At 67.6% G+C, this 12,688-nt stretch carries 16 protein-coding genes and 1 pseudogene; 11 read left to right on the plus strand and 6 right to left on the minus strand.

The window, feature by feature from the left end:
- Positions 1-721 precede the first annotated feature (721 nt).
- The gene (locus tag ACFHYQ_RS18810) at positions 722-874 is read left to right on the plus strand and encodes a type II toxin-antitoxin system RelE/ParE family toxin (protein ID WP_394302466.1); all 153 of its coding nucleotides are present in this window, start codon (positions 722-724) and stop codon (positions 872-874) included.
- Positions 871-1,191 carry a helix-turn-helix domain-containing protein gene (locus ACFHYQ_RS18815; RefSeq protein WP_394302467.1) on the plus strand — a complete coding sequence of 107 codons (321 nt, stop codon included), beginning with the start codon at positions 871-873 and terminating at the stop codon, positions 1,189-1,191. Before ACFHYQ_RS18810 ends, ACFHYQ_RS18815 begins: the two co-directional genes overlap by 4 nt.
- Positions 1,192-1,281: 90 nt before the next feature.
- Here ACFHYQ_RS18815 and ACFHYQ_RS18820 read toward each other — a convergent pair whose 3' ends face one another.
- A complete protein-coding gene (locus ACFHYQ_RS18820; RefSeq protein WP_394302468.1) occupies positions 1,282-1,557 on the minus strand; it encodes a PIN domain-containing protein in 276 nt (91 codons plus the stop codon).
- 467 nt (positions 1,558-2,024) lie between these two features.
- Here ACFHYQ_RS18820 and ACFHYQ_RS29390 point away from each other — a divergent pair.
- Positions 2,025-2,314 (plus strand): annotated as a pseudogene (locus tag ACFHYQ_RS29390) (IS701 family transposase); the annotation flags it as partial.
- Positions 2,315-2,732: 418 nt separating this feature from the next.
- Here ACFHYQ_RS29390 and ACFHYQ_RS18825 read toward each other — a convergent pair.
- The 3 genes from ACFHYQ_RS18825 to ACFHYQ_RS18835 all read right to left on the minus strand — a co-directional run bounded on the left by ACFHYQ_RS18825 (position 2,733) and on the right by ACFHYQ_RS18835 (position 4,333).
- Positions 2,733-2,900 carry a hydrophobic protein gene (locus ACFHYQ_RS18825; RefSeq protein WP_394302469.1) on the minus strand — a complete coding sequence of 56 codons (168 nt, stop codon included), beginning with the start codon at positions 2,898-2,900 and terminating at the stop codon, positions 2,733-2,735.
- A 70-nt stretch (positions 2,901-2,970) separates the two neighbouring features.
- On the minus strand, positions 2,971-3,819 hold the full coding sequence (locus ACFHYQ_RS18830) for a phosphatase PAP2 family protein (RefSeq protein ID WP_394302470.1): 849 nt from the start codon (positions 3,817-3,819) through the stop codon (positions 2,971-2,973).
- A gap of 16 nt (positions 3,820-3,835) precedes the next feature.
- Complete coding sequence (locus ACFHYQ_RS18835; RefSeq protein ID WP_394302471.1) at positions 3,836-4,333, minus strand: FBP domain-containing protein; 498 nt, start codon at positions 4,331-4,333, stop codon at positions 3,836-3,838.
- 74 nt (positions 4,334-4,407) lie between these two features.
- On the opposite strand from ACFHYQ_RS18835, the gene ACFHYQ_RS18840 reads away from it, so the two are divergent.
- Both ACFHYQ_RS18840 and ACFHYQ_RS18845 read left to right on the plus strand, forming a co-directional pair.
- Entirely contained in the window at positions 4,408-4,971 is a 564-nt protein-coding gene (locus ACFHYQ_RS18840) for a TetR/AcrR family transcriptional regulator (protein ID WP_394302472.1), read from the plus strand.
- A 112-nt stretch (positions 4,972-5,083) separates the two neighbouring features.
- Entirely contained in the window at positions 5,084-5,944 is an 861-nt protein-coding gene (locus tag ACFHYQ_RS18845) for a DUF72 domain-containing protein (RefSeq protein WP_394302473.1), read from the plus strand.
- Positions 5,945-5,954: 10 nt separating this feature from the next.
- On the opposite strand, the gene ACFHYQ_RS18850 is transcribed toward ACFHYQ_RS18845, so the two are convergent.
- The gene (locus ACFHYQ_RS18850) at positions 5,955-6,803 is read right to left on the minus strand and encodes a class I SAM-dependent methyltransferase (protein ID WP_394302474.1); all 849 of its coding nucleotides are present in this window, start codon (positions 6,801-6,803) and stop codon (positions 5,955-5,957) included.
- Between the two features lie 386 nt (positions 6,804-7,189).
- Between ACFHYQ_RS18850 and mgtE the strand changes: the two genes are divergently transcribed.
- From mgtE to ACFHYQ_RS18880, 6 genes are all read left to right on the plus strand, one after another.
- The gene (mgtE, locus tag ACFHYQ_RS18855; RefSeq protein WP_394302475.1) at positions 7,190-8,530 is read left to right on the plus strand and encodes a magnesium transporter; all 1,341 of its coding nucleotides are present in this window, start codon (positions 7,190-7,192) and stop codon (positions 8,528-8,530) included.
- 33 nt (positions 8,531-8,563) lie between these two features.
- A complete protein-coding gene (locus ACFHYQ_RS18860) occupies positions 8,564-8,893 on the plus strand; it encodes an ABC transporter permease subunit (protein WP_394302476.1) in 330 nt (109 codons plus the stop codon).
- Positions 8,836-9,546 (plus strand): oligopeptide/dipeptide ABC transporter ATP-binding protein, encoded by a 711-nt coding sequence (locus ACFHYQ_RS18865; protein ID WP_394302477.1) that lies wholly within the window; start codon positions 8,836-8,838, stop codon positions 9,544-9,546. The genes ACFHYQ_RS18860 and ACFHYQ_RS18865 overlap by 58 nt, the downstream gene beginning before the upstream one ends.
- On the plus strand, positions 9,533-9,790 hold the full coding sequence (locus ACFHYQ_RS18870) for an ATP-binding cassette domain-containing protein (protein WP_394302478.1): 258 nt from the start codon (positions 9,533-9,535) through the stop codon (positions 9,788-9,790). The genes ACFHYQ_RS18865 and ACFHYQ_RS18870 overlap by 14 nt, the downstream gene beginning before the upstream one ends.
- A gap of 11 nt (positions 9,791-9,801) precedes the next feature.
- Positions 9,802-9,975 carry a hypothetical protein gene (locus tag ACFHYQ_RS18875; protein WP_394302479.1) on the plus strand — a complete coding sequence of 58 codons (174 nt, stop codon included), beginning with the start codon at positions 9,802-9,804 and terminating at the stop codon, positions 9,973-9,975.
- 90 nt (positions 9,976-10,065) lie between these two features.
- Positions 10,066-10,704 carry a glyoxalase gene (locus ACFHYQ_RS18880; RefSeq protein WP_394302480.1) on the plus strand — a complete coding sequence of 213 codons (639 nt, stop codon included), beginning with the start codon at positions 10,066-10,068 and terminating at the stop codon, positions 10,702-10,704.
- A 487-nt stretch (positions 10,705-11,191) separates the two neighbouring features.
- Here ACFHYQ_RS18880 and ACFHYQ_RS18885 read toward each other — a convergent pair whose 3' ends face one another.
- Entirely contained in the window at positions 11,192-12,655 is a 1,464-nt protein-coding gene (locus tag ACFHYQ_RS18885) for a benzaldehyde dehydrogenase (RefSeq protein WP_394302495.1), read from the minus strand.
- Positions 12,656-12,688: the final 33 nt, after the last annotated feature.

Here is a 12,688-nt window from a genome sequence, read left to right on the forward strand (position 1 = left end):
AACTTCGTTGACCCTTGACACGGCGGTCCCGTCCTGGGGGTCGGCAGCTACGCGGAGGACGGGGGCGCTTCAGGAGACGGGCCGTGCATGGCATGTCGCCGCAGGTCGCGGGTCTGATCGTCGGGCCATTAGCGGGCCATTAAGGGCGGTCAACAGGGGGCACTCACGGTCACTCGCGAGCTGCCTCTCGCCCAGGTCGAGGCCGTTTCCCCTGGTGATCAGGCCGATTTGCAAGCAGGAAGTCAGGGGTTCGAATCCCCTAGGCTCCACCCACTCAAAAGCCCAGATGGGCGCGGTTGCTGTCGCCTGATCCTTGAATGCCACTCGGCCCGCCGTTGCCCGTAGTCCTGGGGGTGAGACGGCGCTGCATCGTTTGTCCTAGCTCTCTGCCCTGCTGGGCACCCGTTCTTGATGGTTGTGACACTTCACCCTCTCGGCGCCTCCCGTGGGTTTAGAATATTCTTGAATTCGACCGGCGGGCAACGAGGGGGTTGCTGTGGACGAGTGGGAGATCTTCTTCACCGATGAGGTGGGAGAGTTCCTTGACTCGCTCTACGAGACCGATCGTGACTCGCACAAGCTGGTCAATTAGGCGATCTTGATTCTGGAACGTAACGGTCCGCCGAAGGTAGGCCGCTGGGGGACACCGTAACCGGCTCCAAGATTCCTAACATGAAGGAGCTGCGGCCCGGTTCGACCGGTCGCAGCGAGATCCGTATCTTTGTTCGTCTTCGACCCCTGGCGGGCGGCGATCTTGCTGGTCGCGGGAGACAAGGCGGGCAACTGGGAACGCTGGTATCGGCAGGCGATTCCACGAGCTGAACACCTGTATGAGATCTACCTGACAGAGCGGTACAAGGAGATGAACCAGTGAGCAGCTATCGCAGGTGGCGCGAGAGCGGTCACTTGGAGCGCGCGGTCGAAACCGCTGGCGGCGTAGAGGTATTCGAAGACGAGGTTCATCACCTGTGTCAGGAGGCACAGGGGTGGCGGCTCGCGGAGATGCGCAAGCGCCGTGGACTTACCCAGACTCAGGTTGCCGAGCGCATGGGCATATCTGTGGCTCGCGTGTCACAGATCGAGAACGGCGATGTGTCCACTCGCGAGGTCCTGGACCGTTACGTTGCCGCGCTCGGTGGCACGCTCAAGCTCGTTGCCGATTTCGGCGACGAGCAACTGAAGGTCAGTTGACGCGTCATCCCCTAAGCTCCACCCCACGTCAAAGGCCATCTCCCGTGATCGGGATGTGGCCTAGCTCGCTTTAGATGTTCCGGGCCGGTCCTATCCGGGAAGCAGGGTGAAAGCGGGCACGTGCACGGGACGGACCACGGAGAAGTCACGGACGTCGGTGGTCATCACTTCGGTGATTCGCATCCGCTCCGCCACGGCAACCACAGAGGCGTCGGCGGCGCCCAACGGGAGATCGTGGTAGCGATCGATGAGGACTGCGATTCGTGAGAGGTCGGACTCCGTGAGATCGACGAGCTGAAACCAGCCGGATTCGAGTAGCCGGAGAAAGGCTGCTTCTGCCTTGGCACCGCCGAGCTTGCCGAGCATGTAGCAGCTCTCACCGGTAACAAAGCTGGGAACGAGCAGCGGCCGGTTGGCGTTCCGGATCCGGATGAACTCCTGTATGCAGCGTTCGTGGGTTCTTGTCGTCCTGGAACGTGGCGGCCACGATCGGGCCGGTGTTCGACTACGATCACGCCTCGTGCCCGTAGCTCTCGGCGAGGATCTCTTCCACCTGTTCGGATTCATCGCTCCTGCCGGCGCGGAAGGCGCCGAAGAGTGTGGGCAGACCATCAGGGCCGAGCTCCCGGCTCCTCTGAACGGGAGTGGACCAACTGGAGGAGCCGCGCACGTTCCTCGCGCACCTGATCCGGCCGGAGCTGATCGACCAGCCTGTGAAGATCTTCCTACTCTTCCAGTGGCGCTGTCATGTCTCCGAGCGTACGTGTCGCAACTGATCGTTTCCGCACCCTGCAGCTATGACCGATCGATCTTCGATGCTACAGCCGTACGCGGTCATGGCCGCTCTGGCCGTCTGCGCGGTTCGCCGCCGCCAAGCTGCGGGACCGCACCGACCGGCGAGCCCCGGCGCCGGTAGCCCCGGGTCAGTCCCCTCCCGCCGATCCCGGACTCATCCCGTTCACCGTTCCCGCGATCAAAACCCTGCTCGCCGACGCGCTGCGACGTCCAACCCTGTCAGGACATCGAGCATGGTGGCTCCACTGGCGACGCCGCCACCAGGCACGATCCAGCTGGTTCCACCAGCGTGCACGGCCTCAACCGGACCTACACCCTGGTCAGCTAGCAATTGGCTGCTGCCGTATTAGCGTGTCTAAAAGGCGGCCATGTCGCCCTGGACCCCGGACAGGAGTGCTTACGTGGGTGTCTTCTATGAGTACTACCGCGCCGCGGACCGTGCTGCGGCGACCGTCCAACTTGAGCATTCCCGCGAGATCGCCGATGCCTCGCGTCGTACATGTTGTCGCTCACCAAGGATCTTGTCGGTCTGGCACGTCGAGCGAGAGAACATGATCAGCAGCTTTATTGCTGGATGTCCCTGTGACGAGCCTGCCAGCCGCCCCCGACCTGCATCTCTGCTGGTCAGGGGCTCTTCGTCCGGCTGGTGGCAGGTCCGGGGTTCGAACCTGGACAGGCTGAGTCGTCGGCTTTTCACATCGTGATTCCTGGTCCTCACGGAAAGCCGAGGCCCTGGGCCGCGTGTGTCACCAGCGGTACCAGCGGCGGCGACCGTCGCCATCAGCGGCACGGAAGAGGAATCCGAGCAGCCAGATTACGAACACCGCGATCGCGACCCACCACAGAGCCTTGAAGACGAATCCGACACCGAAGAGAATCAGGGCCAGCAGCAGTACAAGCAGCAATACAGCCATTTTCTTTTACCTCCCGGCGGGCGACTACCCCGTCTTCGATGCGGTATGCCCGTCGTTGGGCCGAGCGCCGTTAGGAAGCGTGTCGATCGCTTCGGCGGTCTCGTGAGCCCACTTTTCCCGGCGTGGGATCAGCATCTCGAAGCCGGGTCGCCCTGTGCCGGCGTTCGGCGAGGCGACCCCACACCGATGCGGCGGTGATGGAGACGGCGAGCAACACGGCGCTTCCGACAATGTCGAGCACGTAGTGGTTCCCCGTGACGAGCACATTCGCCGCCATGACGAGCGGGAATCCCCACGGCAACAGCGCCAATCGCGAGTGGGAGGCCCGGAGTGCGGACCATGCGGCGTACGCGCACCACGCCGACCATCCCACGTGCAGGCTGGGCATGGCCGAGTAGAGATTCTGGCCGTTCCCGGTCCCTTGTGCGGCATGGCTCCCCAGGATGTCGTGTTCAGCGACGATGTCGACGACACCCGGAAGGGCGAACCGCGGGGGCGACATGGGCAGCGCCCAGAAGACCGGCAGAACGAGGACGAGCATCGCGAGAAGGGCGCGGCGGACCTTGATGTAGATCTCGGCGTGCCGGACGAAAACCCATAACAGCACACCGACGAGCACGACGTAGTACAGGCGGTAGTAGTACACCGCCGGTTGGATCAGGACCGGATGTTCGGTGAGCCACTCGTTCGCCATCTGCTCGATGTCCAGGTGGAGGGCGCGTTCCACGGACTGCAGGGCAAGAGCGTTGGCGGTGGCAGACGCGGTGTCCTTGCCGGCGAGGGCGTGGAAGTGCGTGAAGAGCAGAAACCCGAGCAGCAGAACGATCACTTCGACGAGCACGGCGGGGCGCCCACGCACGCTTCTGAGAAGCGGGCCCGATCGGGCGCTGCGTAGCCGCCGCTTCTTGAGTTCCTTCATCGGCCCGTCCAGCCGCTCACCCGATCACGTTGTCCAGGAAGGAGTGCAGGTTGGCCTGGGTGCGGGCGACCTTCTCCTCCGGGGTGAGGGACTCGTCGATGGCCGCGCCTCCCGCGGCCTTCTTCTTCCCCCGCGCGTAAAGGGAGCAGGCCAGATCGGTGCACAGGTATTGTCCGACCGAGTTGCCCTGGCGGCCGGCCTCGCCGGTTCGGCGCGCGGTCATCAGGGCCACCCCGCCGCTGGTGTGCGTGGTCAGGCACAGTGAGCACATGCTGCGAGAGGTGAAGCCGCGCGACGCGCCGGAGGTCGCTCGCAGCGCGATTCCGACGAGGACGCTCTCGCGTTCGGCGACCAGGTAGGCGCGTTCGGGCGCTCCCGGATCCCGCCATCCCAGGAAGTCGAGGTCTTCCCAGGGAAGGTCTGCGAGATCTTTGGGGACGTCGAGACGCTTGGCCTCGCCCTTGGAACAGTTGACGAAGGACGCGCGGATGTCGCGCTCGGTGATTGGTCTCACGAGTAGGACGCTAGTCGTACCTAATGATATTAGGCAACTAATTAAAGCTTGTAAGCACAGGAGAAGGACGGCACATGGCACGGGTGGGAATCACCGCGGAACGCCTGACGCGGGCGGCGGCGGACCTGGCCGACGAGATCGGCTTTCAGAACGTGACCATCTCGGCGCTCGCGCGCGGATTCGGCGTCAAGCCCGCGGCCCTGTACGCACACATCAAGGACGTACAGGACCTGAGAATCAGGGTGGCGGTGCTGGCGCTGGCGGAGCTCGCCGACAGGGCCGCGGCCGCCCTGGCCGGGCGCGACGGCAAGGACGCGCTGGTGGCATTCGCGAACGCCTACCGGGACTACGCGAAAGAGCATCCCGGCAGGTACGCCGCGACACAGGTCGAGCTTGAGATGGTGGACACCGGCGCGGGGGTCCGGCACTCGGAGATGACGCGGGCACTCCTTCGGGGATACGACCTGCCGGAGCCCGACCAGACGGATGCGGTACGGATTCTGCACAGCACGTTCCACGGATATGTGAGCCTGGAAAGGGTAGGCGGGTTCCGCCGTCACCCCCGCGAAGTGGAGGCCTCGTGGTCCAGAACCCTGGACGCCCTCGACGCCGTCCTCAGAAACTGGCCTCCAGCCTGATGCGCCCTACCGCTGCTCCGGTGGGCGTCGCTGATCCGTACGGCGGGGTGAGCACCCAGATGTAACAGTGATCGCGGCCTTCGTGCCCATCACTCGGATAGCGTCTTGGGCCATGCGGCTTCATGTGGGATGTGCGATGTGGACCCATGCCCGATGGCAGGGGCGCTTCCTACCGCACCCGCTCGCCCCGGGAGAGCGGCTGCGCGCGTACGCGACCTGGTGTAACGCAGTGGAGGGCAACACGACGTTCTACGCGACGCCGACGAGGGACACGGTGGAGTCGTGGGCGCGGCAGACCGCCCCCGACTTCCGCTTCGTGGTGAAGCTGCCCAAGCCGATCACGCATGAGCGCCGCCTCGTCGGCGTCGACGACGAGGTCCGTTCGTTCCTGGACACGATCGAGCCGCTCGGGCCGCGGATCCACGCCCTCTGGATCCAGCTGCCGGGGTCGTTCGGCCCCACCGATGTCGGGGCACTGGCCGGCTTTCTCCGCCGGCTTCCCCGTTCGTACGGCTGTGCCGTCGAGGTCCGGCACCGCGCGTTCTTCGACGATCCCCGATCCGTACGGCTCCTCGAAAAAGTCCTGGCCGAGGCCGAGGCCGAGTGGGTTCCGTTCGACACCGTCGCCTTCTTCCAGAGCCCGCCGACCAGCGACGCCGAACGAGACGCGTGGACGAAGAAGCCGCGGGTGCCGCGCCGGTCGTCGGCGCTCACCGATCGTCCGATCGTCCGTTATCTCGGCCGGGACGACACGGCACGCACGGTCGAGGGCTGGCGGCAGTGGGTGGTCACGGTCGCAGAATGGCTGCGTGAGGGCCGCTCTCCGACGGTTTTCATCCACACCCCCGACAACGCCGAGGCGCTGACGCTCGCCCGTCGTTTTCACGATGACGTACGGGCCGCCCTGCCCGGGCTCGAGCCGCTGCCCGAGCCCATGCCGACCACACCGACAGAGCCGCTGACCCTCTTCTGATCGGTCGAGACTAACCGGCCGTGGGGTGTTTCGACCGGTGGGCGGTGACCAGCAGGTACTCCCAGTCCATGGCGCCGCCGACCGGATCGTGTCGGCGGGCCAGCTCGGCGAGTTCGCGATCCAGTGCGGCGACGCGCTCCGGCTGGTCGGCGATCCCCCGGTATGCGGCGATCGTCGGCCCATAGTGTGACTTGAAGTAGTCGCGGAAGCCTTCCGGTGTGTCGAACAGGCCCACGCGCACCGTCTGCCGGCGCATCGCGAGATCCTCGACGTGTTCACCCAGCAGGGAGCGGACGTGCTCCTCGTCCCCCCACAACGGCGGCGGCCGCACGCCCGGCGGAGGCGGGGCGACGTACGGCTTCATCGCCGCGAACATCTGCCCGACGAAACCCCCGGGGGTCCAGCTCAGCAGCCCGATGACGCCGCCCGGCCGGCATACCCGTACCAGCTCGTCGGCCGCGGCACGGTGATGCGGCGCGAACATGACGCCGACGCACGACATGACGACGTCGAACTCGCCGTCGGCGAACGGCAGTGCCTCGGCGTCGGCCGGCCGCCAGTCGACCTTCACGCCGTGCCGTACGGCCTGCTCGCGTCCGGCCTCGAGCAGTTCCGGCGTCAGGTCGCAGGCGACGACGTCGCCTCCGGCCAGCGCGGCCGGGATCGCCGCGTTACCGGATCCGGTGGCGACGTCGAGCACCCGGGCACCGGGGCTGATCCCGCACGCCTGAACGAGGGTCGCGCCGAGCGTCGGAATGATCTCGCGGGCCAGGGCGGGATAGTCGCCGAGCGCCCACATCGCGCGATGACCGGCCTTCAGGGCATGGTCTCCCTCTGCCGTCTCGTCCGGAGCGTTCACGCCGGTCACCTCCCCGTTCGGCATCCCACGCTTACCGTTCCCGCCCTGGGTATTCCGTATGTGTCTGTCTCGCCCACTTCACGTGAGAGGTCCCGTGGGAAGTACGCCGCCGTCTCCGGGCAGCTGGAGCTCCTTTCGGTTTGCCGCGATTGCCCCGGTAGCCTGGAGTGAGGTGCTTCCACGGAAGGGCCGGGTAGGGGGCCTGCCGTTATGAGTGGAGGTGGTTGCGGTGAGTGACTCCGCGAGTCGATCTCGTAACGTCTCCATGGATCGCTGAAGCGCCGCGCTTTCCCTGGAACAGGCGACCGAGGCGCGACTTTTCCGCTCCCCACATGCCGTAGGCATGCGCGGAACCGTGGTTTTCGCTTGTCGCGATGGGAACCGGTATGACGATCACCCAAGAACCCCGCCAGATCCGTGACCGTATGAGCGCCGGCGACCTCGCGGGTCTCGCCCAGACGCTCAAGGACCTGCCGCCCGTCGAGATCGTCGATCTGCTCGAAGACCTCCCGCCGCGGGAGGCCGCCGTGGCGTTCCGGGTGCTGCCCAAGCAGACCGCCGTCGCGACCTTCGACCAGCTTCGGACGACGACGCAGGCCGACCTCGTCGCCGAACTCGGCCACGGACACGTCGCCGACATATTCGCCGAACTCGACCCTGATGACCAGGTTGGACTGCTCGACGAACTGCCGGCAAGGGTCGCCAAGGAGTTGCTGCGCTCCCTGCACGGCGAGGACCTGCAGGCGGCCATGGTCGTGCTCGGTTATCCACAGGGCTCGGTGGGGCGGCGCATGTCCCCTGAGTACGTGCACGCGCGGCCCGCCGAGACCGCCGCGACCGTGATCACCAGAGCCACGGACCTGGCCTCGGTATCGGAGACGATCTACACCATTCCGGTGATCAGCCGTGACCGGGACCTGCTCGGTGTGGTCAGTCTCCGGGAACTACTCGCCGCCGAAGGCGATCGGGAGGTCGCGGAACTGATGACTCCGGCGGTCGGCGCCCGCGCCACCGAGGATGTCGAGGAGGTGGCACGTAGGTGCCTCGACCACGGCATCCTGGCCATGCCGATCACCGATGACGAGAACCGGCTCGTCGGGCTGTTGACCATTGACGACGCCGCGAGGATCAGCCAGGCCGCGGCCGTGGAAGACCAGGCGCGCGCGGGTGCCTCCGAGCCGCTGCGCCGGCCCTATCTGCTCACCTCGGTGCGCAGCATCACCAGGTCTCGGATCGTCTGGCTGCTCGTGCTCGCCGTCTCGGCGACCCTCACCGTCAACGTGCTGGAGATGTTCGAGGCCACACTCGAACAGCGAGTCGCTCTCGCGCTGTTCATCCCCCTGCTCACCGGGATCGGCGGAAACACCGGATCGCAGGCGGCCACCACCGTGACCCGCGCCCTCGCCATGGGTGACATCCGGGTGAGGGACGTCGTCAGGGTGGCCTCCAAGGAGGCACGGGCCGGGTTGCTCCTCGGTGGTCATCTCGGCCTGCTCGGGCTGTTGGCCGCGTCACCGTTCTACGGCATGCAACTCGGCGCCGTCATCGCTGTGACGCTGCTGACGGTATGCCCGCTGGCCGCGACCGTCGGGGGAGTCATGCCGCTGGTCGCCAAGGCGTGCCGGGTGGATCCGGCCGTCTTCTCCACCCCCTTCATCTCCACGTTCTGCGATGCCACCGGTCTGCTCGTGTATTTCACCGTCGCCACACTCGTTCTCGGACTGTGACGCGCACTGCTGCTCGGCATTTTCATCGTCGCGATGCTCACCCCCAGCGGATCGGGCAGGCTGCGGATCGTACGCCGCCACTTCCTTCCGCATCTGGCACCCCATGTCGCGCTCGCGGCGGTGCTCATGATGCCGCACGCGATCTGGCACGAAACCGCGCTCAGCTTCCTCGGACTCGGACTGCCTCCCCACCTCGCGTCGCTCGGGAACATGATCAATGACGGATCCAGGTCGCTTCTCGCGGGCAACTGGTGGGCCTCGCTCGTTCCGGGGCTGTCCGGCTGGAGACCGGCGGAGCCGAGCCCGTGGACCTGGTCGGGGCACCGGAAGACGTCCTGGCCCGCCGGGTGCGCGGCCGCATGATCGGCCTCGTCCCGCAGAGCCCGGCCACGCACCTCACCCCGGTCCGTACGGCTCGCGCCCAGCTCGCCGAGACCCTCCGAGAGCTCGGCAACCCGGCCGGGCCGGACGATCTGGCCGCCCTGGCCCGGAGGGTCGGGCTCCGGCCGGCCGACCTCGACCTCTATCCCCATCAACTTTCCGGCGGGATGGCGCAACGGGTGGCGAACGCCCTGGCGCTGGCCGGAGATCCCTGGTTGATCATCGCGGACGAGCCCACCACCGGCCTCGACCGGCCTCTCGTCGAGACCACCATGTCCGAGCTGCGGCGGCTGACCGGCGAGGGCCGGGCCGTCCTGCTCATCACCCATGACCTGCGCGCCGCCGAGCAGGTCGCCGACCGGGTCGCCGTGATGTACGCCGGCCGGATCGTCTCGCTCACCTCCGCCGACGAATTCTTCACCCGGCCTCGCCATCCGTACGCCGCCGGACTGCTGGACGCGCTGCCCTCACGTCGTTTCACGGCCATCCCCGGCCATCCGCCCGAGCTCACCCTGCTCCCTGACGGATGTGCGTTCCGGCCACGCTGCGACCGGGCGACCGCGGCCTGCGAACGGATTCCCGAACTCAACGAGGTCGCCTGCCATCACCCACTGGAGCACCATGCTGTCCGCTGAAGGGCTGTCCGCTGAAGGTGTCACCGTCGTCTACGATCGTCGCCGCGTGCTGGACGGAGCATCGATGACCGTGCGCCCGGGGATCGTGACCGGGCTCTCCGGGCCCAGCGGGTGCGGCAAATCCACGCTCACCAGAGTCCTCGCGATGCTCCTGCGCCCGGCGGCCGGCCGCCTCACCATCGACGGGACGGAAGTCCGCCGCTGGCTGTGGCGCGGGCGCTGGCGTTGCGGCCGCGCTACGTGATCTGTGACGAGATGACCACCATGCTCGACGCCTCCACGCAGGCCCACCTCGTCGCACGCCTGGAGAGCTATCGACAGGAGACCGGCGCGGGCGTGCTGGCCGTGACCCACGACATCGATCTCCTCGAGCGTTGGTGCCGACCGGATGCCGTTCATCATCTGCCGGGATCCGGCGATCATGGTTGAGGGGATGCCCGCGTGCGTGACGAAGCAAGTGGCGAGGCCGGTCAGGAATCGAGAAGCCCCGGCCGCCACGCAGCCCCTAGCGTGATGGTCATGGCAACCACCACTTCCACCGCGGCCCACACGTCCCTCGCGTCCGTCACCCTTGAGGTGGCCGACGTCGAGGCCGCCCGCCTCTTCTACAGCGCCTTCGGCGTGGACACGTACATACGCCTGCGGGCATCCGAGGCCCACTCCACCGGATTCCGCGGCTTCACCCTGGCTCTCACGGTGTCCGGGCCGGCCACTGTTGACGGGTTCCTCAGCGCCGCCGTCGATGCCGGAGCCACGGTGCTGAAGCCCGCTGCGAAGTCGCTGTGGGGTTACGGCGGCGTCGTCCAGGCCCCGGACGGGACGATCTGGAAGATCGCGACCTCGGAGAAGAAGGACACCGGCCCCGCCACCCGCGAGATCGACGAGGTCGTCCTGCTGCTCGGTGTCGAGGGCGTGAAGGCCACCAAGCAGTTCTACGTCAGCCGGGGACTGACCGTGGCCAAGAGCTTCGGCGGCAAGTACGTCGAGTTCGCCCCCGGCGCCTCCAGCGCCGTCAAGTTGGCGCTGTACAAGCGCCGCGCCCTGGCCAAGGACCTCGGCGTCCCCGCCGACGGCACGGGCTCGCACCGCATCGTCCTCGGCAGCACCGCCGACGCCTTCACCGACCTGGACGGGTTCGCCTGGGAGGCCGCCGCGTAGCTCGCCCTACGCCGTCCTGATTTCCGACCATGCACTCCCGCAGGAGCAGGAGAAGACGGCGGCGTGGCGCGGTTTGTCCCGGGCGGAGAAGGAGTCGGCAGCGGAGCAGGATCTACCGGAATGCGGGCCAGTGCTCCGGCGTTCACGCCGGGGGTGAAGGCCCGCGCGGGAGTGCCCTCTGGGGCGCGAGCGTGCCTGAACGGTAAACAGCTTGAGGCAGCTCAACCACGTACGGTAGGTTTTCCGTGCTCGGCGATAATAACCAAACCACCGAGCGTGCTCGGAACGCCGCAGGAACTGCGGTGTCAGCGCGTGGAGCCTTCGCCGTTAGGGGGGCTGTGAAGCGCGAACCCCCGCACCTCGGTGACGGGAAGAATCTCCGGCATTCATGCTGGAGAGGAGTTCAAGACGCGCGTGTCCACGCGCCGTGGCCCGGCCAGACCGGGATCTGGCCGGGCGGACGGCAGGCTGGTGAGAACGGGGCAGGTCAGAAGGGGTACTGTGCGGGTTCGCCGCGCATGGTGATCCAGCGGGTCTCGGTGAAGGCCTCGATGTTGGCGGCCGCGCCGCCGAAGCGGGACCCGGTGCCGGAGGCCCGTACGCCGCCGAAGGGGGCGTTGGCCTCGTCGTTCACGGTCTGGTCGTTGATGTGCACGATCCCGGTGGGGATCTGCTCGGCGACGGCGAGCCCGTGCATGACGTCGCGGGTCACGATGCCGAGCGAGAGTCCGTACTCACTGGCCCCGGCCAGTTCCACGGCCTCCGCCACCGACGACACCCGGGTGACCGGCGCGACGGGACCGAACACCTCCTCGGCGAAGGCGGGCGCGGTGAGGGGAATGTCAGCCAGCACCGTGGGCCGGTAGAAGAGGTTCTCGTACGACCCACCGGCGGCGATCCGCGCGCCCTGGTCGGCGCTGGCCGTGACCATGCCGTGGATCTTGTCGCGCTGTCCCGCGTCGATGACCGGACCCAGCGAGACCTCGCCGGTCGCCGGATCGCCGACCGTGAGCTTGCCCGCCTTCTCGGCGAGCCGCGCCACGAAGTCGTCGTACAGGCGGTCGGCGACGAGGTGACGGCCGGTGGTCATGCAGATCTGGCCCTGGTGGAAGAACGACCCCCACGCGGCCAGGTTGACCGCGGCGTCGACGTCCGCGTCGTCGAGCACGAGCAGCGCGGAGTTGCCGCCCAGCTCGAGGTGTGCGCGCTTGAGGTGCTTGCCCGCGAGCTCGCCGATCCGGCGGCCCACGGCCGTCGAGCCGGTGAACGAGATGACCCGGATGTTCGGGTCGGTGACCATGGCCTCGCCGACGTCGGCGCCGCCGGGCAGCATCTGCAGCACACCCGGGGGCAGGCCGGCCTCCTCGAACACGCGGGCCATCAGCGTGCCGCCGGTGACGGCGGTGCGGGGGTCGGGCTTGAGGATGACCGCGTTGCCGAGCGCGAGAGCCGGGGCGACCGACCGGATGCCGAGGATGATCGGCACGTTGAACGGCGCGATCACCCCGACCACGCCCGCCGGCATCCGCCGCGCCAGGGACAGCCGGGGCTCCCCCGACGGGAGGATCTCGCCGACGGCCCGGCTGGGCAGCGAGGCCGCCTCGTAGCATTCCTCGGCGGCGACGTGCAGTGCGAACCCGGCCATTCCGGGGACCGCGCCGACCTCGCGGATGTTCCAGCCGCTGATCTCCTCGGCGTGCCGCTGCCACAGGTCTCCGGCCCGGCGGAGCACGGCCGCCCGCTCGGTGTGCGGCATCGCCGCCCATTCCTTCTGGGCCTTGACGGCGGTGACCGCGGCTTCGGCGACGTCCTCGGGGGTCGCCCGCCCCATCCGGCCGAGCTCGCTCCCGGTGGCCGGCTCGATGACCGCGTAGTCGCCGCCGTGTGCGGCGGTCCACTCGCCGTTCTTGAAGATGTTCCCCTGCCAGTCGGCACCGTCGAGAAGTCCCACAGCGGACACCCGTCCTTCCTCTTTCCTTGGGGT

This window comes from Sphaerimonospora cavernae (assembly GCF_042435035.1).
Classification (GTDB): domain Bacteria; phylum Actinomycetota; class Actinomycetes; order Streptosporangiales; family Streptosporangiaceae; genus Sphaerimonospora; species Sphaerimonospora cavernae.